Source organism: Enterobacter wuhouensis (genome assembly GCF_004331265.1).
Classification (GTDB): Bacteria; Pseudomonadota; Gammaproteobacteria; order Enterobacterales; family Enterobacteriaceae; genus Enterobacter; species Enterobacter wuhouensis.
This window is the reverse complement of record NZ_SJOO01000006.1, coordinates 221,057-246,756: the sequence shown is the minus strand read 5'-3', so window position 1 is coordinate 246,756 and position 25,700 is coordinate 221,057. Positions and strand designations below refer to the sequence as shown.

The window sequence follows — 25,700 nt, the reverse complement described above, 5'->3', positions numbered from 1 at the left end:
CGCAGCCCCCGCCGTGCGGGGGCTCGCCGACGTGCCCTGTTCGCCCTTCGGTTATGTGGAGCAGTTATGTCTTATTTACTTGAAATGAAAAGCATCACAAAAGCCTTTGGCGCGGTGAAAGCAGTCGACAACGTAAGCCTGCGGTTGAATCCTGGCGAAGTCGTCTCACTGTGCGGCGAAAACGGTTCGGGCAAATCGACGCTGATGAAAGTGCTGTGTGGGATCTATCCGCACGGCAGCTACGAAGGCGAAATCGTTTTTGCCGGCGAGGTCATTCAGGCCACCCATATTCGCGATACCGAGCGTAAAGGCATTGCCATCATTCATCAGGAGCTGGCGCTGGTGAAGCACCTCACCGTGCTGGAGAACATTTTCCTCGGCGCTGAAATTTCACGCCACGGCGTGCTCGATTACGACACCATGACGCTACGCTGTGAAAAGCTTCTGGCGCAGGTCAGCCTCAGCATTTCACCCGACACCCGCGTGGGCGATCTGGGTCTGGGTCAGCAGCAGCTGATTGAGATCGCCAAGGCGCTGAACAAACAGGTGAGGCTGCTGATTCTCGACGAGCCCACGGCTTCACTCACCGAGCAGGAAACGGCGGTCCTGCTCAATATCATTCGCGACCTGCAAAACCACGGTATCGCCTGCATCTACATTTCGCACAAGCTGAACGAGGTCAAAGCCATTTCGGATACCATCTGCGTCATCCGCGACGGTCAACACATCGGCACGCGCGACGCGGAAGGCATGAGTGAAGATGACATCATCACCATGATGGTGGGGCGCGAACTCACTGCGCTTTATCCGAACGAACCTCACGCCGTCGGAGATGAAATCCTGCGCGTGGAAAATCTCACCGCATGGCATCCGGTAAACCGCCACATCAAGCGGGTTAACAATGTCTCCTTCTCGCTGCACCGGGGTGAAATTCTTGGCATCGCGGGCCTGGTTGGCGCCGGGCGAACCGAAGCCGTGCAGTGCCTGTTCGGCGTATGGCCGGGGCGCTGGGAGGGCACGATTTATATCGACGGCCAGCCGGTGAAAATCGATAACTGCCAGCAGGCGATCGCGCGGGGTATCGCCATGGTGCCGGAAGATCGCAAAAAAGACGGCATCGTGCCGGTCATGGCGGTCGGGAAAAACATTACGCTCGCCGCGCTTAATCAGTTTTCCGGCACGCTGACCAGCCTGGACGATGCCGCAGAGCAGCAGTGCATTCTCCAGTCGCTCGCCCGACTCAAGGTCAAAACGTCTTCCCCGGAGCTGGCGATTGGACGCCTGAGCGGCGGAAACCAGCAGAAGGCCATTCTGGCGCGCTGCCTGCTCCTCAATCCACGCATTCTGATCCTTGATGAACCGACGCGCGGAATAGACATCGGCGCGAAGTATGAAATCTACAAGCTGATTAATCAGCTTGTGCAGCAAGGCATTGCCGTCATTGTCATCTCGTCCGAATTACCCGAAGTGCTGGGCCTTAGCGACCGCGTGCTGGTCATGCACGAAGGGAAACTGAAAGCCAATCTGATTAACCAAAGCCTGACGCAGGAGCAGGTAATGGAAGCCGCTTTAAGGAGCGAACGTCATGTCGAAAAGCAATCCGTCTGATATCAAAGTCGCTGTTCCGACGCCCGGCGCATTCTCGGGGCTAAAAGCGCTCAACCTGCAGGTTTTCGTCATGATCGCGGCGATTATCGCCATCATGCTGTTCTTCACCTGGATGACCGACGGCTCTTATTTAAGCGCGCGTAACGTTTCAAACCTCCTGCGCCAGACGGCGATCACCGGCATTCTGGCCGTAGGGATGGTCTTCGTGATTATCTCGGCGGAAATCGATCTGTCCGTCGGGTCGATGATGGGGTTGCTCGGAGGCGTGGCGGCGATTTTTGACGTCTGGCTCGGCTGGCCCCTGCCGCTGACGATTGTCGTCACGCTGGCGCTGGGTCTGGTACTCGGTGCGTGGAACGGCTGGTGGGTGGCCTACCGCAAAGTCCCGTCATTTATCGTCACTCTTGCGGGGATGCTGGCCTTCCGTGGCATTCTGATTGGCATTACCAACGGCACAACTGTCTCCCCCACCAGTGCAGCCATGTCACAGATTGGGCAGAGCTATCTCTCCGATGGCGTGGGCTTTACCATCGGCGCGATGGGTCTGATGGCGTTTGTTGGCTGGCAGTGGCGTGGACGTATGCGCCGTCAGGCATTGGGGCTGGCTTCACCTGCATCGACATCCGTTGTGGGCCGCCAGGCACTTACCGCAGTGATTGTGCTGGGTGCCATCTGGCTTCTGAATGACTATCGCGGCGTCCCAACGCCCGTTCTGCTGCTGGCGCTCCTGCTGCTGGGCGGCATGTTTATGGCGACGCGTACCGCATTTGGTCGACGTATTTACGCCATTGGCGGCAACCTGGAAGCGGCACGTCTGTCGGGCATCAACGTCGAGCGCACCAAGCTGGCGGTCTTTGCCATCAACGGCCTGATGGTCGCTATTGCGGGCCTGATCCTCAGCTCGCGCCTGGGTGCCGGTTCCCCGTCTGCGGGTAACATTGCAGAGCTGGATGCCATTGCCGCCTGCGTTATCGGCGGAACCAGCCTCGCGGGCGGTGTCGGCAGCGTCGCAGGTGCGGTAATGGGCGCATTTATTATGGCTTCGCTGGATAACGGGATGAGTATGATGGACGTTCCGACGTTTTGGCAGTATATCGTCAAGGGTGCCATTCTGTTGCTGGCAGTCTGGATGGACTCTGCTACCAAGCGACGTGCCTGAGAACAGTATCGTTACCTATTTGGGAAAGTGAGCCATGTTTGAAAAGCGTCACCGCATTACGTTGTTATTCAATGCTAACAAAGCCTATGACCGCCAGGTGGTTGAAGGGGTTGGCGAATATTTGCAGGCGTCGCAATCCGAGTGGGATATCTTTATTGAAGAAGATTTCCGCACCCGTCTGGAGAACATCAAAGACTGGCTGGGCGATGGCGTGATCGCTGATTTTGACGATCCCGTGATCGAACAACTACTGACCGACGTCGACGTCCCCATCGTGGGGGTCGGCGGCTCCTATCACACACCTGAACACTACCCACCGGTTCACTATATCGCCACCGATAACCATGCGTTGGTGGAGGCCGCTTTTCTGCATCTCAAAGAGAAAGGCGTTCACCGCTTTGCCTTTTACGGTTTACCCACCACCAGCGGCAAACGCTGGGCGGTCGAGCGCGAGCACGCGTTTTGCCAGCTGGTCGCGCAGGAGAAGTATCGTGGCGTGGTCTATCAGGGGCTGGAAACCGCACCGGAGAACTGGCAGCACGCGCAAAACCGCCTGGCAGACTGGCTGCAAACGCTGCCGCCGCAGACCGGGATTATCGCCGTCACGGACGCACGCGCCCGCCACGTGCTGCAGGTCTGCGAACACTTACACATCCCGGTGCCGGAAAAGCTGTGCGTGATTGGTATCGATAACGAAGAGCTCACCCGTTACCTGTCTCGCGTGGCGCTCTCCTCGGTGGCACAGGGAACGCGTCAGATGGGCTATCAGGCTGCGAAGCTGCTGCATCGCCTGCTGGATAACGAATCTCTTCAGCTTCAACGCCTGCTGGTGCCCCCGGTGCGCGTGGTCGAACGCCGCTCTACTGATTATCGTTCTTTGAGCGATCCGGCCGTCATCCAGGCCATGCACTACATCCGCAACCACGCCTGCAAAGGTATCAAGGTCGATCAGGTGCTGGATTCGGTCGGCATTTCCCGCTCGAATCTGGAGAAGCGCTTCAAAGAGGAAGTGGGCGAAACTATTCACGCGGTGATCCATGCCGAAAAACTGGAAAAAGCGCGCAGCCTGCTGATCTCCACGTCGCTGTCGATCAACGAGATTTCACAGATGTGCGGTTATCCGTCGCTGCAGTATTTTTATTCGGTGTTCAGGAAGGAGTACGACACCACGCCAAAAGAGTACCGCGAGCGCCATAGCGAGGTGCTGATATAAAAAGAAAAACGCCTTCCAGTGGAAGGCGTTTTTTTGAGAATTACATATGTGCGGCGATTAAGCGCTGGTTATCCTGGTACATCGCGAACAGGTAGTTGTTATAACGCTGTCCCTGAGTGGAATACCCTTTCAGCTTATGAATCATCGTGCTTGCCGTCACTTCCTGATCCGCTTTACGCAGCTGAGCGCGTGACTTGCGGAACGAGGAGTAGGCCGGATGCGTGTTGAGATTCACCACGTAGGCATTCACGGAATCTTTAACCGACTCAAACTGCGAATACCCTTTAACTTTGCCCGGCGCGTTGTTACAACGCCCTTTCGCACACTTCATGCCGAAGAGGTTGTTGTTGCTGCGCGCCAGCTTCGACGTACCCCAGCCGCTTTCGGCTGCAGCCATCGTTGCCACCATGCTGCCTGGGATAATATCCACACGTTCCAACAGTGAATTCCACGGCACGCGACGCGTGTTCCCGCTCCACTTCACTTTATAACGTTTGGTGATATCTTTCAGGCGCGTGCGCTCAGACGGCGACCAGCGGCTATCGTACTGTTTTGAGATCAGCCAGTTACGATCTGCCGTAATCGCAGAGTTTTGACTTGTAATATAAGGCATTACCGTCCGGAGAAACGCTTTTTTCCTTGGTGTCCCGGAAGGGTATTTTCGCAAATCAGGAAGTGAACTACTCTTTGCACTATTGCGAGAATACTCTTGTTTACTGCTAACCTTACTACTTGTCGTCTTTATTACGTGGGCTTTCTTACTCGTTGTATCCGTGTGCGTCTTCGCAAGCACCTCACCCGAAAATGCCATGGTGAGTAACATGAGTATCGCGGCCCCATATCGTCGAATGGGAGTCGATATCATTAGGTCTCCTGGTCGGATGTAATCATCCCAACACCTTATTTTTTTCACAAATTTGAGAGCGGAATCTCAAATCATATCAAAAATAGCCTTCAAGAGCACGTATAGAAATAGTCCATTTCCGAAACTATGTCACCTAAAAGCTGCTCACAAAAGCATCGCTGCCGGAAAAATGTGTGCGATATCGCAGATAACTGCCTAATTTTGCGCGGGATCACTCATCCCTTCGCGTCCTCCTGGCAGAAAGCGTCAGGGGATGAGTTTTTCGGCTGCGCCCGATGGCAAACTGGTCAAAAATGCCGCGACAGGAAAATCTCATGAAACGCACCGCATTGGCACTACTGATGTTACCCGCACTGGCGCATGCCGACTGGTCATCGCCGGGGTTCGGCGCGTTTAGCGCGGAAGGCACCGGGGTTTTCACCAGCCAGGCAAAGCTTGCGAAGGGTACGCGTCCTCTTACGCTGAGTTTTGACAAGACGTGCTGGCAGCCCACGGATGCCATAAAGCTCAACGAGATGCTGTCGCTCAAGCGCTGCCAGGGTACGCCTCCGCAGTGGCGTCTGTTCCGCGACGGTGAGTACCAGATGCGCATCGATACCCGATCGGGTACGCCAACGCTGATGCTGACCATAAAGAGCGCAGCGGAACAACCCGTCGCTAATGTTATCCGTCAGTGTCCTATGTGGGATGGTAAGCCTTTGACGCTGGAGGTGAGCAACACCTTCCCCGAAGGCACGGTGGTAAGAGATTTCTACAGCAAGCAGACCGCAACGGTGCAGAACGGCAAAATCACCCTCCAGCCTGCCGCCAGCGCCAATGGCCTGCTGCTGCTGGAGCGTGCCGAAACCGACAGGCCCGCGCCGTTCAGCTGGCAAAACGCCACGGTATATTTTGTGCTCACCGATCGCTTTGTTAACGGCGACCCGAGCAATGACAACAGCTATGGCCGCCATAAAGACGGCATGCAGGAGATCGGCACTTTCCACGGCGGCGATCTCAAGGGGCTTACCGGCAAGCTCGATTATTTGCAGCAGCTTGGCGTGAACGCGCTGTGGATAAGCTCCCCGCTGGAGCAGATCCACGGCTGGGTAGGCGGCGGAACCAAAGGGGATTTTCCGCATTACGCCTATCACGGCTACTACACGCAGGACTGGACGAAGCTTGATGCCAACATGGGCACCGAAGAGGATTTACGCCGCCTGATCGACGAAGCGCACAAGCGCGGGATCCGCGTTCTGTTCGATATCGTCATGAACCACGTCGGCTACGCCACGCTTGCGGACATGCAGGAGTACCAGTTTGGTGCCTTGTACCTGCAGGGCGATGAGCTGAAAAAGACGCTGGGTGAGCGCTGGACGGACTGGAAGCCGGGCGCAGGACAAAGCTGGCACAGCTTTAACGACTACATCAACTTCAGCGACAAAGCGGCCTGGGAAAAATGGTGGGGCAAGAAATGGGTTCGCACCGATATCGGGGATTACGACAACCCAGGATTCGATGATTTGACGATGTCCCTGGCGTTCCTGCCGGACCTGAAAACCGAATCCACAACGCCTTCCGGCTTGCCGAACTTTTACCAGCATAAGGCCGACACCAATGCTAAAGCGATAGCGAACTTCACGCCCCGGGATTACCTGATCCACTGGCTCAGCCAGTGGGTGCGTGACTACGGTATCGATGGCTTCCGGGTCGATACCGCCAAACACGTTGAGCTTGACGCGTGGCAGCAGCTTAAAGAACGTGCAGAACAGGCGCTCGCCGCCTGGAAAGCCGCGAATCCGGACAAAAAGCTCGACAATGCGCCGTTCTGGATGACGGGCGAATCCTGGGGTCACGGCGTGATGCAGAGCGAGTATTACCGCCACGGCTTTGACGCGATGATTAACTTTGATTACCAGGAGCAGGCGGCGAAAGCGGTGAGTTGCCTGGCCGATATGGATCTCACCTGGCAGCAGATGGCGGAAAAGCTGCAAAGCTTCAACGTGCTGAGCTACCTTTCGTCCCACGATACCCGCCTGTTCCGCGAAGGCGGCCAGCGCGCCGCCGAGCTGCTCCTGCTGGCGCCGGGAAGCGTGCAGATATATTACGGTGATGAATCTGAGCGTCCGTTCGGCCCGACAGGTTCCGACCCGCTTCAGGGTACCCGTTCGGACATGAACTGGCAGGACGTCACGGGCAAACAGGCCTCAACCGTCGCCCACTGGCAAACGCTGGGCCAGTTCCGCGCCCGCCATCCGGCGATTGGCGAAGGCAAGCAAACCACGCTGTCGCTGAAAGAAGGCTACGGATTTGTGCGCGAGCACAAGGGCGATAAGGTGATGGTGGTATGGGCGGGTAATCAGTAATTCTCCCCCTCACCCTAACCCTCTCCCCGCAGGGGAGAGGGAACCGGATAGCGCCGTCTTTCCCCCCTCGCCCCTTTGGGGAGAGGGCCGGGGTGAGGGGAAACCCACCAGAACTATTCACTACATAAATCCAAACCAACCACATAAAACAACAAATCCGACCACATCCACCGATTTGCACCCGCACGGTGCTAGCGTTATGGTTACCCCCTTTCATAATAAGCCCGACAGATCACCTGCTATGACGTTTTCACTTTTCGGCGACAAATTTACCCGCCATTCAGGCATTACCCGCCTGATGGAGGACCTCAACGACGGGCTGCGCACACCGGGCGCAATCATGCTCGGCGGCGGAAACCCGGCTCAAATCCCGGAGATGAATACCTATTTCCAGACGCTGCTGGCCCAGATGCTGGAGAGCGGCAAAGCAACCGAGGCACTCTGCAATTACGATGGCCCCCAGGGCAAAACCGAACTGCTGAAACTCCTCGCCGATATGCTGCGTGAAGAGCTGGGTTGGGATATCGAACCACAGAATATTGCACTGACAAACGGCAGCCAGAGCGCGTTTTTCTACTTGTTTAACCTGTTCGCAGGACGTCGCGCCGACGGCACGACCAAAAAAGTGCTGTTCCCGCTGGCGCCGGAGTACATCGGCTACGCCGATTCCGGCCTCGAGGAAGATCTGTTCGTCTCCGCGCGCCCGAATATCGAACTGCTGCCTGAAGGTCAGTTCAAATATCACGTCGATTTTGAACACCTGCACATCGGTGAAGAGACGGGCATGATCTGCGTCTCGCGCCCTACCAACCCAACGGGCAACGTCATCACCGACGACGAGCTGATGAAGCTGGATGCGCTTGCCAATCAGCACGGCATCCCGCTGGTGATCGATAACGCCTACGGCGTACCGTTCCCTGGAATAATTTTCAGCGAAGCACGCCCGCTGTGGAACCCGAACATCGTCCTGTGCATGAGCCTCTCCAAGCTGGGCCTGCCGGGCAGCCGCTGCGGTATCATTATCGCCAACGAAAAAATCATCACAGCCATCACCAACATGAACGGCATTATCAGCCTTTCACCGGGCGGTATCGGCCCGGCGATGATGTGCGAAATGATTAAACGCAACGATCTGCTGCGTCTGTCGAATGACGTGATAAAACCGTTCTATTACCAGCGCGTTCAGGAGACGATCGCGATACTTCGCCGCTATTTGCCGGAAGAACGCTGTCTGATCCATAAACCGGAAGGGGCTATTTTCCTGTGGCTATGGTTTAAGGATCTGCCGATCACCACAGAACTCCTCTACCAGCGCCTGAAAAAACGCGGTGTGCTGATGGTGCCGGGGGATTACTTCTTCCCCGGGCTGGATAAGCCGTGGCCGCACACGCACCAGTGCATGCGCATGAACTACGTGCCGGACCCGGAAAAAATCGAAGCGGGCGTGAAGATCCTCGCCGAAGAGATTGAAAACGCCTGGCGCGAAGGCGGTCAGTAACGCGTTACGCCAGATTACGCAGCCGTTCGGTGCGTAATCTGGCAGGATCGACGCAGCTCAGCGCGCGTGTTGGACACGCCTCCACGCAGGCAGGCCCGCTCTCGCGATGGCTGCACAAATCACACTTCAACGCCTGAGCACGATCCCCCGCCGACTGTACCTGCATCGCCCCGAACGGGCACGCCACCATACAGCTTTTGCACCCGATACAGCGCGCCTGCTCCACGAGCCAGACGCCCGCTGAACGTTGAATGGCGCCGGTTGGGCACACGTTCGCACAGGGTGCATCCTCGCACTGATGGCACCCCACCGCCGTGGTGTATGAATCCCCTTTAACGACCCGAATGCGGGGCGTAAAGGCGTTTGCGTAGACGAATTCCTGATGCGACACCGCACAGGCCGCTTCGCAGGTGCGACACCCAATGCATTTTGCCGAATCCGCCGTGATAAATCGGTTCATCTGCTACGCCTCGCGCACGTTAAAACCCAGCTCTCTTGAGATGGCCTCAGCCGTTTCTCGCAACGGTTTGAGAAGGTTTTTCTCGCCAATCTGCTTCATGCGCGAGGTCGACAGCGAAATGGAGATCGCATACGGCACCCGACCATGAATATCAAACACCGGCACGGCAATGCAGGACACTCCCAGCTCGTTCTCTTCTTTGTCCATCGCCATGCTGCCCTCGCGGATTTCCGCCAGCTCATCATACATCGCGCTCAGCTCGGTAATGGTGTTGCGGGTCAAGGGTTGGATCTGTTCCTGGTGGCTCTCCCAGTAGGTCGCCACGTAATCCTGATGGCCAAACGCCATGTAGATTTTACCCATCGCGGAGCAGTAGAGCGGCATATGCTGGCCGATATAGGCGCGCGTGCGCAGCATGCCGGTTGTCGGCTCAAGCTTATAAATCAGGATCGCGTGGTCGTCCTCGCGGCTGGAGAAGTTCACCGTCTCGCCGGTGGCAATGTTCAGCGCCTCAAGATGCGGAGCCGCCACGTGAATGATGTTCAGCGACGACAGCGCCTTTTGCCCGACGGCAATGAACTTGGTGGTCAGGCGATAGCTGCCCGCGGCAGGCGCCGGGGTGACGTACCCGCACGACTGCAGCCCCTGCAGCAAGCGGTGCACGGTGCTCTTATTCAGCCCCGCGAGTTCTGATAAGTGCGCAAGCGGACATCCGTTTGGATAGTTGCTGAGGATTTCAATCAGCATCAGGCCGCGAAACAAGCTCTGGCTACCTGCTGGCCTCTCTTTTTCCTGCGTCATTTCGCTCTCTTTCATGCTCATCAAATCGCTCCTGTTTTATCGCGCCCTGATGGTAGCGCAAAGTGTGGTTTAGTTCACGATCTCAACAGAAAAAACACAACCACTTGATTTTAATCGATTTTGAAAATCATGAATGTCGTTGATCTGACAAAATTTGATCGCTATATTTGAAATCAGATTTCGCATAGTGAAATTTAGCGATAAAAAAGCACTCGCATTTGCCCCGAAAAAGAACAGGAGAACAGGGATGAAAGTGACCTTTGAAGAGTTAAAAGCGGCGTTCAATCGGGTTCTGCTCGATCGCGGCATAAAAGCGGACACCGCAGACGCCTGCGCCGAGATGTTCGCCCGCACGACGGAATCCGGCGTCTATTCGCACGGCGTTAACCGCTTTCCGCGTTTCATTCAGCAGCTTGATGCTGGCGACATCATCCCTGACGCCCAGCCAAAGCGGGTGATGACATTAGGGGCGATCGAACAGTGGGATGCCCAGCGCTCCATCGGCAACCTGACGGCGAAAAAGATGATGGATCGCGCCACCGAGCTGGCGTCCGACCACGGTATTGGTCTGGTGGCACTGCGTAACGCGAACCACTGGATGCGCGGCGGCAGCTACGGCTGGCAGGCGGCGGAGAAGGGCTACATCGGCATTTGCTGGACCAACTCTATCGCCGTGATGCCCGCATGGGGATCAAAAGAGTGCTGCATCGGAACCAACCCGCTGATCGTGGCGATCCCTTCTAACCCGATCACCATGGTCGATATGTCGATGTCGATGTTCTCCTACGGCATGCTGGAAGTGAATCGCCTGGCCGGACGCGAGCTGCCGGTCGATGGCGGCTTTGACGACGAGGGCAATCTCACCCGAGAGCCGGGCGTGATTGAGAAAAATCGCCGTATTCTGCCGATGGGCTACTGGAAAGGCTCCGGCCTGTCTATCGTGCTCGACATGATCGCCACCCTGCTCTCCAACGGCTCGTCCGTCGCGGAAGTGACCCAGGACAACAGCGACGAGTACGGCGTGTCGCAGATCTTTATCGCCATCGAGGTTGATCGTCTGATCGACGGCCCAACCCGCGATGCCAAACTGCAGCGCATTATGGACTTCATCACCACCGCAGAACGCGCTGATGAAAACGTCGCCGTCCGTCTCCCGGGGCATGAGTTTACGCGCCTGTTGGAAGAGAACCGCCGCGACGGCATCACCATCGACGACAGCGTGTGGGCGAAAATCCAGTCTCTGTAAGGAGTGGGCGATGATATTCGGACATATTTCACAGCCAAATCCGTGCCGCCTGCCGCAGGCGATTGAAAAAGCGCTTCATTTTCTGCGCACGACGGATTTCACCACCCTGGCGCCAGGCGTGGTGGAAATCGAAGGGCGCAACATTTTCGCTCAGGTACTCGACCTGACGACAAAAGAACCGCATGAGAATCGCCCGGAAGTACACCGCCGCTATCTGGATATTCAGTTTCTGGCATGGGGTGAAGAAAAAATCGGTATCGCCATTGATACCGGCAATAACGAAATAAGCGAATCGTTACTGGAACAGCGGGATATTATTTTTTATCACGCCAGCGAAAATGAATCCTTTATCGAAATGATACCCGGCAGCTATGCCATATTTTTCCCGCAGGATGTGCACCGTCCTGCCTGTATTAAGAACAAGGAAGCCGCAATTCGTAAAATTGTGGTGAAAGTGGCAGTCAGCGAATTAGATTAATTTTCTGATATATACAGGAACGCGAAATGGCCAATACCAGTTTTATTATTGGTGCGTACCCCTGCGCACCCTCGTTTCACCAGAAAGGGGAACAAGAAGAACACACCTTCTGGCGGGAACTTTCCGACACGCCGAACATTCGCGGGCTGGAACAGCCGTGCCTTGAAAATCTCCATCCGTTTGGCGACGAATGGCTGTTCCGCCATACGCCGGGCGACTGGCAAATCGTCGTCACCGCCGTCATGGAAACCATGCGCCGTCGCGGCAGCAACGGCGCATTTGGCCTGGCGTCAGCCGACGAAGGACAGCGTAAAGCCTGCGTCGATTACTACCGTCATCTGCAGCAGAAAATTGCTGCAGTGAACGCCCGTTTTCCCGGCAAAGTGATTGCCCTGGAGATGCAGGCGGCCCCGCAGGCGGGCAATGCTTCCGTCGAACAGGCTACCGAAGCGTTTTCCCGCTCGATCCGGGAAATCGCGAGCTGGGACTGGGACTGCGATCTGGTGCTGGAACACTGCGATGCCATGACCGGCCCGGCACCGCGCAAGGGCTTCCTGCCCTTAGCGCAGGTGCTGGAGGTGGTGAAAGATACCGATATCAGCGTTTGCATCAACTGGGCGCGCTCGGCCATCGAAGGCCGTAATACGACGCTCCCGCTGGAACATGTTCAGGCTGCTCTCGGTGCCGGAAAGCTGGGCGCGCTGATGTTTTCGGGCACGGCCACCCACGGGGAATACGGTGAATGGCAGGATCTGCACGCGCCGTTTTCTTCATTCTGCGCCGACAGTTTGATGTCCACTGAACATGCAACCTCACTCTTTACTGCGGCGAGCGCCGCAACGTTGAAATTCTCCGGTATTAAATTACTGGAAATAAATGCTAATGCTGACGTCAGCCATCGCATCGCTATTTTGCGCGACGGCATTAGCCAAATGAATAAAGCAACGCAATAACAATAAAAATATCCCTATTCCGGTTACTCTGACTGAGACAGTAAATATGAACACTTACTCGAATGCTCTACAAGCGGACATTCCGCGCCAGCGCTGGCTAAGAATTATTCCTCCGATTCTAATCGCCTGCATTATTTCCTATATGGACCGCGTAAATATCGCCTTTGCCATGCCCGGCGGCATGGATGAAGAACTGGGTATCACCGCCACCATGGCGGGCCTCGCAGGTGGGATCTTCTTTATCGGCTACCTGTTCCTGCAGGTTCCCGGCGGCAAGATTGCCGTGCACGGCAGCGGCAAGAAGTTTATCGGCTGGTCGCTGGTTGCCTGGGCGGTGATCTCGGTGCTCACGGGCCTCGTGACGAATCAGTATCAGCTGCTGGCGCTGCGCTTCTTACTCGGCGTGGCGGAAGGCGGGATGCTGCCCGTGGTGCTCACCATGATCAGCAACTGGTTCCCGGACGCCGAGCGCGGTCGCGCCAACGCCATTGTGATTATGTTCGTCCCCATCGCCGGGATCGTCACCGCCCCGCTGTCAGGCTGGATCATCACCGCGCTCGACTGGCGCTGGCTGTTCATCATTGAAGGCTTGATGTCCGTCGTTGTGCTGGTGCTGTGGGCGTTCACCGTGTACGACCGCCCGCAGGAAGCGCGCTGGATTTCAGACGCCGAGAAGAACTACCTGGTACAAACGCTGGCGGCGGAGCAGCAGGCGATTGCCGGTAAAGAGGTGAAAAACGCGTCGCTGACCGCCGTACTTTCTGACAAAACCATGTGGCAGCTGATTGCCCTGAACTTCTTCTATCAGACCGGGATTTACGGCTACACGCTCTGGCTGCCGACCATCCTGAAGGAGCTGACGCACACCAGCATCGGTCAGGTGGGGATGCTTGCCATCCTGCCCTACATCGGGGCCATTGCAGGGATGTTCCTGTTCTCCACGCTCTCTGACCGCACCGGCAAACGCAAGCTGTTTGTCTCCCTGCCGCTGATTGGCTTTGCGCTGTGCATGTTCCTCTCCGTGGCGCTGAAAGAGAGTACCTGGCTGGCGTATGCCGCGCTGGTGGGCTGCGGGTTCTTCCTGCAATCCGCAGCGGGCGTGTTCTGGACCATTCCGGCGCGTCTGTTCAGCGCAGAGATGGCGGGCGGCGCGCGCGGCGTGATCAACGCCCTGGGCAACCTTGGTGGCTTCTGCGGCCCGTATGCGGTTGGCGTGCTGATCACCCTCTACAGCAAAGACGCGGGCGTTTACTGCCTGGCGGTGTCGCTGGCGCTGGCGTCGCTGCTGGCCCTGCTGCTGCCGGCGAAATGCGATGCCGGCGCAGAGCCTAATCCCACGGTAAATCCGCACAAGCGTGCGGCCTGATGCCCTCACCCCAGCCCTCTCCCACGGGGAGAGGGAGAAAACCGAACCGGGTCCACCCGGCGAATAAGTGAGAAGAAGATGAGTGAAAAAGAGCCCTTCTGGCTGGGTATCGATTGTGGCGGTACTTATCTGAAAGCCGGTTTATACAACAGCCAGGGCAAGGAAGTGTGTATCGAACGCCGCTCGGTTGCCACGCTCAGCCCGCGCGCAGGCTACGCCGAGCGGGATATGACCCAGCTCTGGCAGCACTGCCACGCTACCGTCGCCGCGCTGCTCCACCATTCAGGCGTAGACGGTAAACAGATCAAGGGCGTCGGCATTTCTGCTCAGGGCAAGGGGCTGTTTCTACTCGATAAACAGGACCAGCCGCTGGGCAACGCCATACTCTCCTCTGACCGCCGGGCGCTGGACATTGTGCAGCGCTGGCAGCAGGACGGCATTCCCGAAAAGCTCTATCCGCATACGCGCCAGACGCTGTGGACAGGGCATCCGGCCTCGCTCCTGCGCTGGGTGAAAGAGAACGAACCGCAGCGGTATCAACAGATCGGCTGCGTGATGATGGCGCACGACTATCTGCGCTGGTGTCTGACCGGCGTGAAGGGCTGCGAGGAGAGCAATATCTCCGAGTCCAATCTCTACAACATGAATACCGGGAAATACGACCCACAGCTTACGCGCTGGCTCGGTATCAGCGAAATTGACGGCGCCCTGCCGCCGATTGTCGGCTCAGCAGAAATTTGCGGGGAAATCACCGCTCAGGCAGCCGCACTGACCGGTCTCGCGGCGGGCACGCCCGTCGTTGGTGGACTGTTTGATGTGGTTTCCACCGCGATCTGCGCCGGGCTTCACGACGAACACACGCTGAACGCCGTGATGGGCACCTGGGCCGTCACCAGCGGGATCGCCAGTGCGCTTCGCGATAACGAGCCGTTCCCCTATGTGTATGGCCGTTACGTCCACCCGCAGCAGTACATCGTTCACGAAGCCAGCCCGACCTCATCCGGCAACCTGGAGTGGCTCACCGCACAGTGGGGCGATATGTCATTCGACGAGATCAACCATGCCGTCGCCAGCCTGCCGAAAGCGGAAAGCGAGGTGTTCTTTCTGCCGTTCCTCTACGGCAGCAACGCCGGGCTGGAGATGACCAGTGGTTTTTACGGCATGCAGGCGCTGCATACCCGCGCACATCTTCTGCAGGCCGTTTACGAGGGCGTGGTGTTCAGCCACATGACCCACCTCAACCGCATGCTTGAACGCTTTACCCAGGTGCAGGCGCTGCGCGTCACGGGTGGCCCGACCCATTCGGACGTGTGGATGCAAATGCTCGCCGACGTCAGCGGCCTGGCGATTGAGTTGCCGCAGGTAGAAGAGACCGGCTGCTCCGGCGCGGCGCTGGCGGCGCTGGTGGGCACCGGCGTTTACCCCGATTTCCACGCTGCGCAGCGCGCCCTTAAACACGACATCCGGGTGGTTGAACCCGACATGCGCGCCCATGCGGCTTACCAGCGCAAATATCACCGTTACCAGTTACTGATTTCAGCACTTCAGGACTATCACGCCCGTATTAAGGAGTACAACCTATGAGCCGACCATTACTGCAGCTGGCGCTCGACCATACCTCACTTCAGGCCGCCCAGCGCGACGTCGCGACGCTTTCAGATCACGTTGATATCGTCGAGGCCGGCACCATTTTGTGCCTGACCGAAGGGCTGAACGCCGTGCGCGTCCTGCGCGAGCAGTGTCCGGATAAAATCATCGTGGCGGACTGGAAGGTCGCCGACGCAGGAGAAACGCTGGCACAGCAGGCGTTTGGCGCGGGCGCGAACTGGATGACCATCATCTGCGCCGCCCCGCTGGCAACCGTTGAGCGAGGCCACGAGGTCGCACTGCGCTGCGGGGGAGAAATCCAGATGGAGCTGTTTGGCAACTGGACGCTGGACGACGCGCGCGCGTGGCATCGCGTCGGCGTGAAGCAGGCAATCTACCACCGCGGCCGCGACGCGCAGGCCAGCGGTCAGCAGTGGGGCGAAGCCGATCTCGCGAAAATGAAGGCGCTCTCCGATATCGGCCTGCAGCTCTCGATCACCGGCGGGATCACCTCTGCCGACCTGCCGCTGTTTAAGCAGATCAACGTCAAAGCCTTTATCGCCGGGCGCGCGCTGGCAGGCGCAGAAAATCCGCCGCAGGTGGCACAGGCGTTCCATTCGCAAATCCGCGACATTTGGGGAGCGTAACCATGCGTCAACATCCGTTAGGGATTTACGAAAAAGCGCTGTCGAAAGATCTCTCCTGGCCAGAGCGTCTGGTGCTGGCGAAAAGCTGCGGGTTCGATTTTGTTGAGATGTCCGTCGACGAGACAGACGAGCGTTTGTCACGCCTCGAGTGGAGCACCACGCAGCGCGCTTCGCTGGTTGAAGCGATGCTGGAAACCGGCGTGGCGATCCCGTCGATGTGTCTTTCCGCACATCGCCGCTTTCCGTTTGGCAGCCGGGATGAAACCGTGCGCCAACGCGCCCGCGAGATCATGACCAAAGCCATCAGGCTGGCGCGTGACTTAGGCATTCGCACCATTCAGCTTGCGGGTTATGACGTTTACTACGAAGAGCACGATGAGGGCACGCAGCAGCGCTTTGCCGAAGGGCTGGCGTGGGCCGTCGAGCAGGCCGCCGCCGCGCAGGTGATGCTGGCCGTGGAGATCATGGACACCGCGTTTATGAACTCCATCAGCAAATGGAAAAAGTGGGACGACATGCTCGCCTCGCCGTGGTTCAGCGTTTACCCGGACGTCGGCAACCTCAGCGCGTGGGGCAACGACGTCACCGCCGAGCTGACGCTGGGCATTGACCGCATCGCGGCTATACACCTGAAAGATACCCAACCCGTCACCGCGCAAAGTCCCGGGCAGTTCCGCGACGTGCCGTTTGGCGAAGGCTGCGTCGATTTCGTTGGCGTGTTTAACACGCTGAATAAGCTCAACTATCGCGGCGCGTTTCTGATTGAAATGTGGACCGAAAAGGCAAAAGAGCCGGTGCTGGAAATCATCCAGGCGCGCCGCTGGATTGAAGCCCGAATGCAGGAAGGAGGCATGACATGTTAGAACAACTCAAAGCCGAGGTGCTGGCAGCAAACCTGGCGCTGCCCGCCCACCAGCTGGTGACCTTTACCTGGGGCAATGTCAGCGCGGTGGATCGCGAAAGCGGCATGATGGTGATTAAGCCCTCCGGCGTGGAGTATGACGTGATGACGGCAGAGGATATGGTGGTGGTGAATATCGCTACCGGTGAAGTGGTCGAGGGAAGTAAAAAGCCCTCCTCCGACACGCCGACCCACCTTGCGCTGTATCGCCGCTACCCGGAGATTGGCGGCATCGTACATACCCATTCCCGCCACGCCACCATCTGGTCGCAGGCGGGCCGGGATCTCCCCGCATGGGGCACAACGCATGCAGACTATTTCTACGGTGCGATCCCCTGCACGCGTCTTATGACCGCGGCCGAGATCGCGGGCGAGTACGAATACCAGACGGGCGAAGTGATTATTAAAACCTTCGAGGAGCGCGACTTAAATCCGATGCAGATCCCGGCGGTGCTGGTGCACTCGCACGGCCCGTTTGCCTGGGGCAAAGATGCCGCCGACGCGGTCCACAATGCCGTAGTGCTGGAAGAGTGCGCCTATATGGGCCTGTTCTCACGCCAGCTCGCGCCACAGCTGCCGGATATGCAGCAGGAATTGCTGGACAAACACTATCTGCGCAAGCACGGTGCGAATGCCTACTACGGGCAGCAATCATCCTGAATTAATGTGCTCCTTACAGTACCGCCGTTTCCAGACGGCGGGCGTTAAGCCGGTGTACTTCGAAAAAATCTGCCGAAAATAGCCCACGTCATTAAAACCGCAGCGGGTGGCCACTTCGGTTAATGACGCAGAATCGTTGAGCAGCAGCTTTTCCGCCGCCCTGACGCGCTGGCGATGGATCGCCTCCGTCAGGGTTAAATGAAACGTCCGCCGAAATACGCGCCCCAGATAATCCGCATTGCAGTGCAGCTCTTTTGCCAGCTGCGACGTGGAGAGCGGCAAATGAAACTGCGTGCGAATAAGCTGTTTAGCCTTCCACGCCATTGCCGCACCCGCTTCATCCGCTTTATCTTCGTAACCTGATGAAAGAGATATTTGCTGTAAAATCAGCAATAAGATCATTTCCAGCGCCACGCTGCGCTGCAATTTTTCCTGCTCGGTCAGGAATTGCCGAAACAGAGCGATCGTATATTGTGCATCCCTCACGCAGCAGTGTTGTTCTATTGCCAGGTTAGGTAACCGTGGCGGGTGATGCTCAACCTCAAAATGCAGCCAGTAAAATTTCAGATCCGCCGGAAAGTCTTCTGTCCCCACGTGCCGCCGATCGGGCCAAAGCAGCAAACTTTCCCCCGCTTTTACCTCAAAAACCGCGTTTTCCTCCTGGATCGTTAACGTCCCTTTTTCGACAAAAATAATCTCCCACGACGTTAATTTTCGCGCAGGATGGCGGCCCACGCCCCTGGAGATAAACAAACCGCCGTTTTGTACTTTAATCGGAAGCGCTATGGATAATTCAAGCATGGATATTCACCATTCCGCTTTTTATGTGGCCATTATTGAGTTTATCCATTGATTATTAATAAATAATTAAATACCTGCTCGATCGGCATCACAAATTTACCATCAGGTCGGAATCGTCACCTTTTTATACTTTTCCCTTCCCTTGTTGGTCTTTCCGTGGAGTGCAGAATAAAAGGGGTACCTTGCACAAATACGATAATAAATTCGATTACCGAGGAGTTACCCGATGACTTCCACACCGATTACAGAGTCTGACGTTGCACACCGGGCGATAGATGACCGTTTGTCCGTTCGCGAGAAAATTGGCTACGGCCTGGGCGACGCGGGCGGCACGGTGATGACCTGCCTGATCATGAACTTTCTGACCTTTTTCTACACCGATGTATTTGGCCTGACCCCGGCGCTTGTGGGCACGCTGTTTATTGCCCTGCGCGTGTTTGACGCGATTTCCGATCCGGTGATGGGCATCATTGCCGACCGCACGCAAAGCCGCTGGGGACGCTTCCGCCCCTGGCAGCTGTGGGTGGCGCTGCCGATTGGCATTATCGGCGTGCTGACCTTCACCGTACCGGACGCCGGCATGGGGGTGAAAATCGCCTGGGCGTTCGGCACCTATCTGCTGCTGTCCGTCGGCTATACCGCCATCAACGTGCCCTACTGCGCGCTGATCAATACCATGACCACCCGCCACGGCGAGGTTATCTCCTGCCAGTCCTGGCGATTTGTCCTCTGCGGCGTGGCGGGCTTTTTGGTTTCCGTTGGCCTGCCGTGGCTGGTGGCGGAGCTGGGCCAGGGCGATACCGCGAAGGGGTATCAGCTCGGGGTCGGCGTGCTGTGCGCTATCGCCGTGGTGATGTTCCTGTGCTGTTTCTTTTGGGTGCGCGAGCGCGTACCGCTGGCGCTGATGGGCAAATTCACGCTGCGCGAACATCTCGCCGGGCTGCGCAACAACGACCAGCTGCTGCTGATGCTGGTGATGTCGTTCCTGCTGATCAACGTCTTCAACATTCGCGGCGGCGGCTACATGTACTTCATCACCTACGTGCTTCAGGGCAGCACGGCGTACACCTCGCTGTTTTTCACTATGGTGACCTTTGCCGCCATTCTGGGCGCGGTGATCGTTAGCCCGCTCACTCGTCGTATCGATACCGTCAAGCTTTACTACTACACCAACCTGGTGCTGGCCGCGCTGGCGGTGGGCATGTGGTTCCTGCCGGGCGGCCCGGCGCACCAGACGCTATGGCTGATTATCATTCTGAGCAACGGCGTTATTCTGGGCTTTACCCTGCCGCTGCACTTTTCGCTGATGGCCTTTGCCGACGACTACGGCGAGTGGAAAACCGGCGTGCGCTCATCAGGCATGAACTTCGCCTTTAACCTGTTTTTCATCAAGCTCGCGTGGGCATCCAGCGCCGGGATCATCAGCCTGGTGTTTATCGCCGTCGCCTACCAGCCGGGCGCGGGCAATCAAACGCCTGCCTCGCTGCAGGGCATCACCGCCATGGAGACGCTGCTCCCCGCCCTTTTCCATCTGCTGCTGGCCGTGTCTATCCGTTGGTGCAGGCTTAACAATCCAATGATGTCGCGCATTGCCACCGACCTGCGCCAGCGTCACGTACCCTCCTGAGGAGAACGATATGTCCATAATGGAAGCCGACCTGCATCAACTGAAAATTAACGATCCGTTTCTCGGCCAGTACCAACGGCTGGTGCGTGATGTGGTGATCCCCTACCAGTGGGAGGCGCTAAACGACCGGGTAACCGAAGCCGAACCGAGCCACGCCATCACCAACTTCCGCATTGCGGCGGGGCTGGAAAAGGGTGAGTTTTACGGCATGGTATTTCAGGATAGCGACGTGGCGAAATGGCTCGAAGCCGTGGCGTGGTCGCTGTGCCAGAAACCGGATGCTGAACTGGAAAAAACCGCCGACGAGGTCATTGAACTGATTGCCGCAGCGCAGTGTGAAGATGGCTATCTCAACACGTACTTTACGGTGAGAGCCCCCGAGGAGCGCTGGACGAATCTGGCCGAATGCCACGAGCTGTACTGCGCCGGACATATGATTGAAGCGGGCGTGGCGTATTTCCAGGGAACAGGGAAACGCCGTCTGCTGGATGTGGTCTGCAGGCTGGCGGACCATATCGACAGCGTGTTTGGCCCCGGTGAAAACCAGCTACATGGTTATCCGGGCCACCCGGAAATCGAGCTGGCGCTGATGCGGCTTTACGACGTCACGCAGGAGCCCCGCTACCTCACGCTGGTGAAATATTTCGTTGAACAACGCGGCGTGCAGCCTCACTTCTACGATATCGAATATGAGAAGCGCGGCAGAACATCATACTGGAACACCTATGGTCCGGCCTGGATGGTCAAGGACAAAGCCTACAGCCAGGCGCATCAGCCTCTTGCCGAACAGCAAACGGCCATCGGTCACGCCGTCCGTTTTGTCTACCTGATGGCAGGCATGGCGCATCTGGCGCGCCTGAGCAATGACGAAGGAAAACGCCAGGACTGCCTGCGGCTGTGGAAAAACATGGCGCAGCGCCAGCTCTACATCACCGGCGGGATCGGCTCCCAGAGCAGCGGCGAAGCCTTCAGCAGCGATTACGATCTGCCCAACGATACGGTTTACGCTGAAAGCTGCGCCTCAATCGGCCTGATGATGTTTGCCCGCCGAATGCTGGAGATGGAGGCGGACGGTCACTATGCCGACGTCATGGAGCGCGCGTTATACAACACGGTGCTGGGCGGAATGGCGCTGGACGGGAAGCATTTCTTCTACGTGAACCCACTCGAAGTACACCCGAAAACGCTGGCCTTTAACCATATCTACGACCACGTCAAGCCGGTACGCCAGCGCTGGTTTGGCTGCGCCTGCTGTCCGCCAAACATTGCCCGCGTGCTGACCTCGCTGGGTCATTACGTCTATACCGTTCGTCCGGATGCGCTATTTATCAATCTGTACGTGGGCAACGACGTAGCGATCCCGGTTGGCAATCAGTCGCTGCAGCTGCGTATCAGCGGAAACTATCCGTGGCATGAGCAGGTGAAAATCGAGATCGCCTCTCCGGTCGCCGTTACACACACGCTGGCTCTGCGCCTGCCGGACTGGTGCGCGTCGCCTGATGTTTCATTAAATGGCGAAGCGGTAACGGGTGACGTATCCCGCGGATACCTCTACCTCACCCGCAGCTGGCAGGAGGGTGACGTCATTACGCTGACGTTGCCCATGCCGGTACGCCGCGTGTATGGCAACCCGCAGGTGCGCCAGCAGGCCGGAAAAGTTGCGCTGCAGCGCGGCCCGCTGGTCTACTGTCTGGAAGAGGCCGACAACGGTGCGGATCTGCATAACCTCTCCCTGCCCGCTGACGGCGAATTTCGGGTCTTTGAAGGGAAAGGGATTTTCGCGCATAAGATGCTGATCCAGACAGAGGGGATGGGGTGTCACGTGAAGGAGACGGATGCGCTGTGGCAGTACGACCGCTCGCCCGTTCAACGACAGCCCCGGACCCTGACCTTTATTCCGTGGTTTAGCTGGGCGAATCGGGGCGAAGGGGAAATGCGCATCTGGGTGGATGAGGCATAATTAACGGCGCTGCGCTTACCGGGCCTACGATGTGCCCTACGTAGGCCGGGTAAGGCGGAGCCGCCACCCGGCTTTGGGCAATCAGAAACGCCAGGTAATGCCTGTCATCAGCGCGAAGCTGTCGTCGCGGTCAATCATCGGGCTGTTCTTCACGTCGTCAGGCAGCGCGGTATACACCGCGCTCGCATTCAGGAACAGGTTCTGCGTCAGCTGATATTTCGCGGCCAGGCCGACGTACGGCGTCCAGCTGTCGCCTGCGGCGTATTCATCAAGACCCGAACGACGCGACTCGCTGCCGGAGACGCCGTAGTAGTAGTCGTTGTAGCTTTCGTCGCTGTAGAAAACGCCCAAGGAAGGGATCAGCGTCAGGCGATCCATGCGGATGGGATGGAAGTAAGAGATCTCACCCACCACGCCGCCGCTTTCGTCCATTGCATCGCCGGAGACGGCAAATTTAAGGCTCCCCCAGCTTTCATGGCGGTAGTACGCGCCGCCGAGGAACGCCGAGGCCTTACGCTCATCAAGATGTTTCATCTGACGGTCGTCGTTGTCGTCGGGATCGAAACTCAGCGGCATCCAGGATGCGGTCAGGCTGATTTCATTCTTGCTGTCTTTCCACAGGATCCATCCCCCGGTGGTCTGACGGACGTAAAAACGATCGCCTTCGTAGCTCACTAAAGGTACGGCGGTGGTATTTTCGTTATACCCCTTATAAGGCGATTCATTAAATACCGCACCCGCCCCAAGTGATAAATCACCCGCCATTGCAGATGACGTTACGAATAACGCGGCAGCAATCAGTAAATTATTTTTAACAGTCATTCTTTGCAATCCATTTAAACGCCCAACTCGCGTGGCGCATAATAATGGTTACAAATTTACCCATGCAACGATACCGTTTATATAATACTATATAAGAAATCATATAGATGGGTGCGCATGATGGCTAACCTGCAATTAAAACCGCGTGAGCTAAAAATTATTTCCGTCATTGCGGCAACGCACAGCATTGGTGACGCCGCCGCACTGTTAGGAATGGCGCAGGCCAACGTGAGCAAGTATCTGTCTGATTTTGAAACGCGCGTTGGGCTCAAGGTTTTCGAACGAACCACCCGCCAGCTGGCGCTCACTCAGTTTGGGGAGGCCTTACTCCCCTATATTGACGCCACGCTGGATAAAAACACCCAACTCATTAATTTCATTGCTGATTATAAGCATGAAAAGCGTGGGAAAGTGACAATTTATGCGCCGACCGGCATAGTCACATACCTCGCACGCCATGTTATCCATAAAATTAAAGAGATCGGCGATATTCGCCTCTCGCTCAAAACGTACAACCTCGATCGCAATGAATTCTCTGAAGGCGTCTCATTTCCTGAGGACTGCGATATTTTAATTACCTACGCCCAGCCCAAAGATGAAAATTTAGTGGCGAGCGTATTAACACAATATTCCGTCACGGCATTTGCAACCAAAGATTATTTAAATTTACATCCCATCAGTGGCCCTGACGATCTCATCAACCACTCGTGTATATTAATAGACTCGATGCTGGTGGACGATGCCAACATCTGGCGTTTTCGCGCTCACGGCAGCGAGGATATTTGCGATTACAAAGTGACGGGAAATTATATCTGCGACAACACGCAAACGGCGCTGGAACTGGCAAGAAATAATCTTGGCATTGTATTCGCGCCGAAAGAGAGTCTGAAAAAAGAGTTAACCCACGGCGCACTGGTTCCCTGCTTCCCGCATCAGGAAGAGTGGTGGATCGATCTCACCGCCATTTTCCGCAAGCGGGAATATCAACCCTGGCGCGTACAGTATGTGCTGGATGGCATATTAAACCACCTGCGGCATAAGATTGCTCAGGCCGTCCACGGACGACCTGAGCAGGACGATTAAAACAGCCCCAGTGGTTTATCGGAATAGCTTACCAGCAGGCATTTTGTCTGCTGGTAGTGCTCCAGCATCATCTTATGGGTTTCACGCCCAATGCCCGACTGTTTGTAGCCGCCGAACGCGGCATGTGCCGGATAGGCGTGGTAGCAGTTGGTCCATACGCGCCCGGCCTGAATGCCCCGGCCCATCTTATAAGCCAGATTACCGTTACGGCTCCAGACGCCCGCCCCCAGGCCGTACTGCGTGTCGTTGGCAATTTCCAGCGCCTCCTCCATCGTTTTGAAGGTCGTCACGGCCAGCACCGGTCCGAAAATCTCCTCCTGGAAAACGCGCATGTTGTTTTTACCGGACAGGATCGTCGGCTCAAGGTAATATCCTTCCTGCAGATCGCCGCCCAGCATCTTGCGTCTACCGCCGGTCAGGACATCGGCCCCCTCTTTTTTGCCAATATCAATGTAGTTGAGGATGGTTTCCAGCTGTCCATGCGACACCTGCGCGCCCATCTGCGTGACGTTATCGAGTGGGTTACCGCTGCGGATCGACTCCACGCGGCGGATCGCCCGCTCCATGAAGCGCTCATAAATGGACTCCTGCACCAGCGCGCGGCTTGGGCAGGTGCAGACTTCGCCCTGGTTGAACGCAAAGAGCGCAAACCCTTCCAGCGCTTTATCGAAGAAGGCGTCCTCTTCATCCATCACGTCAGCAAAGAAGATGTTCGGGGATTTGCCGCCCAGCTCCAGCGTCACCGGAATGATGTTCTGGGTCGCATACTGCATGATCTGCTGCCCCACTTCCGTCGATCCGGTAAACGCGACTTTGGCGATACGCTTTGAGGTCGCCAGATATTCCCCGATTTCGCCGCCCGCACCGTTGACCACGTTGATAACGCCCGGAGGCAGCAGATCGCCAATCACCTCCATTAACAGCAGCACGGAAAGCGGCGTTAAGCGCGCAGGTTTGAGTACCACGCAGTTGCCTGCCGCCAGGGCGGGGGCCATTTTCCAGCTCGCCATCAGCAGCGGGAAGTTCCACGGAATAATTTGTCCCACCACGCCCAGCGGCTCGTGGAAGTGATACGCCACGGTATCTTTATCGACTTCACTGATCCCCCCCTCCTGAGCACGAATGGAGGAGGCAAAATAACGAAAGTGGTCAATCGCCAGCGGCACATCCGCCGCCATGGTTTCACGGATCGGTTTGCCGTTATCCCAGGTCTCCGCCGTTGCCAGCAGCTCGAGGTTCTGCTCCATCCGATCGGCAATTTTGAACAAGATGGCGGCTCTGTCCTGAACGGAGGTTTGCCCCCATTTATCTTTGGCGCTGTGCGCCGCGTCCAGGGCCAGATCGATATCGCGCCTGCCCGAACTGGCTATTTCACACAGCGGCTGGCCGGTGACGGGCGTTAGATTGGAATAGTATTCGCCGTCGACGGGAGCGACCCAGTCGCCGCCGATAAAGTTGTCATAACGGGGCTTCAGCTTGAGGGGAAAACCATACTCGCCGGGCTGAACGCGCGATGAGGGAGGATTGTTCGTCATGTCCGTCTCCTTGCTGTTGGTGTACAACAAGGGTAGCTGCGGCTGGCGATTTTCTCGCCAGCGGGTGACGGGTTTACGAGCCGTA

22 protein-coding genes are annotated in these 25,700 nt (G+C 57.0%); 16 read left to right on the top strand and 6 right to left on the bottom strand.

Features of this window, described 5'->3' with window-relative positions; translation table 11 throughout:
* The first annotated feature begins 66 nt into the window (after window positions 1-66).
* From E0L20_RS15465 to xylR, 3 genes are read left to right on the top strand one after another with little or no spacing between them, the layout of a single operon-like run.
* Window positions 67-1,608 carry a xylose ABC transporter ATP-binding protein gene (locus tag E0L20_RS15465; protein ID WP_131634716.1) on the top strand — a complete coding sequence of 514 codons (1,542 nt, stop codon included), beginning with the start codon at window positions 67-69 and terminating at the stop codon, window positions 1,606-1,608.
* The gene (gene xylH / locus E0L20_RS15460; protein WP_131634715.1) at window positions 1,586-2,767 is read left to right on the top strand and encodes a xylose ABC transporter permease XylH; all 1,182 of its coding nucleotides are present in this window, start codon (window positions 1,586-1,588) and stop codon (window positions 2,765-2,767) included. Before E0L20_RS15465 ends, xylH begins: the two co-directional genes overlap by 23 nt.
* A 34-nt stretch (window positions 2,768-2,801) precedes the next feature.
* Window positions 2,802-3,980: a D-xylose utilization transcriptional activator XylR gene (gene xylR / locus E0L20_RS15455; RefSeq protein WP_131634714.1), complete on the top strand. Its 1,179-nt coding sequence runs from the start codon at window positions 2,802-2,804 to the stop codon at window positions 3,978-3,980.
* Window positions 3,981-4,020: 40 nt separating this feature from the next.
* On the opposite strand, the gene E0L20_RS15450 is transcribed toward xylR, so the two are convergent.
* Window positions 4,021-4,845 carry a protein bax gene (locus E0L20_RS15450; protein WP_131634713.1) on the bottom strand — a complete coding sequence of 275 codons (825 nt, stop codon included), beginning with the start codon at window positions 4,843-4,845 and terminating at the stop codon, window positions 4,021-4,023.
* A gap of 314 nt (window positions 4,846-5,159) precedes the next feature.
* On the opposite strand from E0L20_RS15450, the gene E0L20_RS15445 reads away from it, so the two are divergent.
* Both E0L20_RS15445 and avtA read left to right on the top strand, forming a co-directional pair.
* On the top strand, window positions 5,160-7,190 hold the full coding sequence (locus E0L20_RS15445; RefSeq protein ID WP_131634712.1) for an alpha-amylase: 2,031 nt from the start codon (window positions 5,160-5,162) through the stop codon (window positions 7,188-7,190).
* 241 nt (window positions 7,191-7,431) lie between these two features.
* Window positions 7,432-8,688 (top strand): valine--pyruvate transaminase, encoded by a 1,257-nt coding sequence (avtA, locus tag E0L20_RS15440; protein WP_131634711.1) that lies wholly within the window; start codon window positions 7,432-7,434, stop codon window positions 8,686-8,688.
* Window positions 8,689-8,692: 4 nt separating this feature from the next.
* On the opposite strand, the gene E0L20_RS15435 is transcribed toward avtA, so the two are convergent.
* Window positions 8,693-9,148, bottom strand: coding sequence for a 4Fe-4S dicluster domain-containing protein (locus E0L20_RS15435; protein ID WP_131634710.1), 456 nt, complete (start codon window positions 9,146-9,148; stop codon window positions 8,693-8,695).
* A gap of 3 nt (window positions 9,149-9,151) precedes the next feature.
* The gene (gene yiaJ, locus E0L20_RS15430; protein WP_131634709.1) at window positions 9,152-9,970 is read right to left on the bottom strand and encodes an IclR family transcriptional regulator YiaJ; all 819 of its coding nucleotides are present in this window, start codon (window positions 9,968-9,970) and stop codon (window positions 9,152-9,154) included.
* Between the two features lie 226 nt (window positions 9,971-10,196).
* Between yiaJ and yiaK the strand changes: the two genes are divergently transcribed.
* The 8 genes from yiaK to araD all read left to right on the top strand — a co-directional run bounded on the left by yiaK (window position 10,197) and on the right by araD (window position 17,787).
* Complete coding sequence (gene yiaK, locus E0L20_RS15425; protein ID WP_131634708.1) at window positions 10,197-11,195, top strand: 3-dehydro-L-gulonate 2-dehydrogenase; 999 nt, start codon at window positions 10,197-10,199, stop codon at window positions 11,193-11,195.
* A gap of 10 nt (window positions 11,196-11,205) precedes the next feature.
* Window positions 11,206-11,673 carry a YhcH/YjgK/YiaL family protein gene (locus E0L20_RS15420; RefSeq protein ID WP_131634707.1) on the top strand — a complete coding sequence of 156 codons (468 nt, stop codon included), beginning with the start codon at window positions 11,206-11,208 and terminating at the stop codon, window positions 11,671-11,673.
* Window positions 11,674-11,699: 26 nt separating this feature from the next.
* A complete protein-coding gene (locus E0L20_RS15415) occupies window positions 11,700-12,626 on the top strand; it encodes a DUF4862 family protein (RefSeq protein WP_131634706.1) in 927 nt (308 codons plus the stop codon).
* A 46-nt stretch (window positions 12,627-12,672) separates the two neighbouring features.
* On the top strand, window positions 12,673-13,992 hold the full coding sequence (locus E0L20_RS15410; protein WP_131634705.1) for an MFS transporter: 1,320 nt from the start codon (window positions 12,673-12,675) through the stop codon (window positions 13,990-13,992).
* A 78-nt stretch (window positions 13,993-14,070) separates the two neighbouring features.
* A complete protein-coding gene (locus E0L20_RS15405) occupies window positions 14,071-15,576 on the top strand; it encodes an FGGY-family carbohydrate kinase (RefSeq protein ID WP_131634704.1) in 1,506 nt (501 codons plus the stop codon).
* Window positions 15,573-16,226 (top strand): 3-keto-L-gulonate-6-phosphate decarboxylase UlaD, encoded by a 654-nt coding sequence (ulaD, locus tag E0L20_RS15400; protein ID WP_131634703.1) that lies wholly within the window; start codon window positions 15,573-15,575, stop codon window positions 16,224-16,226. Before E0L20_RS15405 ends, ulaD begins: the two co-directional genes overlap by 4 nt.
* Before the next feature lie 2 nt (window positions 16,227-16,228).
* Window positions 16,229-17,089, top strand: a complete 861-nt coding sequence (locus tag E0L20_RS15395; RefSeq protein WP_010436719.1) for an L-ribulose-5-phosphate 3-epimerase — start codon at window positions 16,229-16,231, stop codon at window positions 17,087-17,089.
* Window positions 17,083-17,787: an L-ribulose-5-phosphate 4-epimerase gene (gene araD / locus E0L20_RS15390; RefSeq protein ID WP_131634702.1), complete on the top strand. Its 705-nt coding sequence runs from the start codon at window positions 17,083-17,085 to the stop codon at window positions 17,785-17,787. The genes E0L20_RS15395 and araD overlap by 7 nt, the downstream gene beginning before the upstream one ends.
* Here araD and E0L20_RS15385 read toward each other — a convergent pair.
* Window positions 17,779-18,588, bottom strand: a complete 810-nt coding sequence (locus E0L20_RS15385) for a helix-turn-helix domain-containing protein (protein ID WP_131634701.1) — start codon at window positions 18,586-18,588, stop codon at window positions 17,779-17,781. The genes araD and E0L20_RS15385 overlap by 9 nt on opposite strands.
* A 226-nt stretch (window positions 18,589-18,814) precedes the next feature.
* On the opposite strand from E0L20_RS15385, the gene E0L20_RS15380 reads away from it, so the two are divergent.
* Together E0L20_RS15380 and E0L20_RS15375 are read left to right on the top strand one after the other, a co-directional pair.
* Window positions 18,815-20,215 carry an MFS transporter gene (locus E0L20_RS15380; protein ID WP_131634700.1) on the top strand — a complete coding sequence of 467 codons (1,401 nt, stop codon included), beginning with the start codon at window positions 18,815-18,817 and terminating at the stop codon, window positions 20,213-20,215.
* A gap of 10 nt (window positions 20,216-20,225) precedes the next feature.
* Complete coding sequence (locus tag E0L20_RS15375) at window positions 20,226-22,175, top strand: glycoside hydrolase family 127 protein (RefSeq protein WP_131634699.1); 1,950 nt, start codon at window positions 20,226-20,228, stop codon at window positions 22,173-22,175.
* Window positions 22,176-22,256: 81 nt separating this feature from the next.
* Here the strand turns inward: E0L20_RS15375 and E0L20_RS15370 are convergent, their stop codons facing one another.
* Window positions 22,257-22,997, bottom strand: coding sequence for a MipA/OmpV family protein (locus E0L20_RS15370; RefSeq protein ID WP_131634698.1), 741 nt, complete (start codon window positions 22,995-22,997; stop codon window positions 22,257-22,259).
* Between the two features lie 117 nt (window positions 22,998-23,114).
* Between E0L20_RS15370 and E0L20_RS15365 the strand changes: the two genes are divergently transcribed.
* The gene (locus E0L20_RS15365) at window positions 23,115-24,080 is read left to right on the top strand and encodes a LysR family transcriptional regulator (protein WP_131634697.1); all 966 of its coding nucleotides are present in this window, start codon (window positions 23,115-23,117) and stop codon (window positions 24,078-24,080) included.
* Here the strand turns inward: E0L20_RS15365 and exaC are convergent.
* The gene (exaC, locus tag E0L20_RS15360; RefSeq protein ID WP_131634696.1) at window positions 24,077-25,615 is read right to left on the bottom strand and encodes an acetaldehyde dehydrogenase ExaC; all 1,539 of its coding nucleotides are present in this window, start codon (window positions 25,613-25,615) and stop codon (window positions 24,077-24,079) included. The genes E0L20_RS15365 and exaC overlap by 4 nt on opposite strands.
* Between the last annotated feature and the right edge of the window lie 85 nt (window positions 25,616-25,700).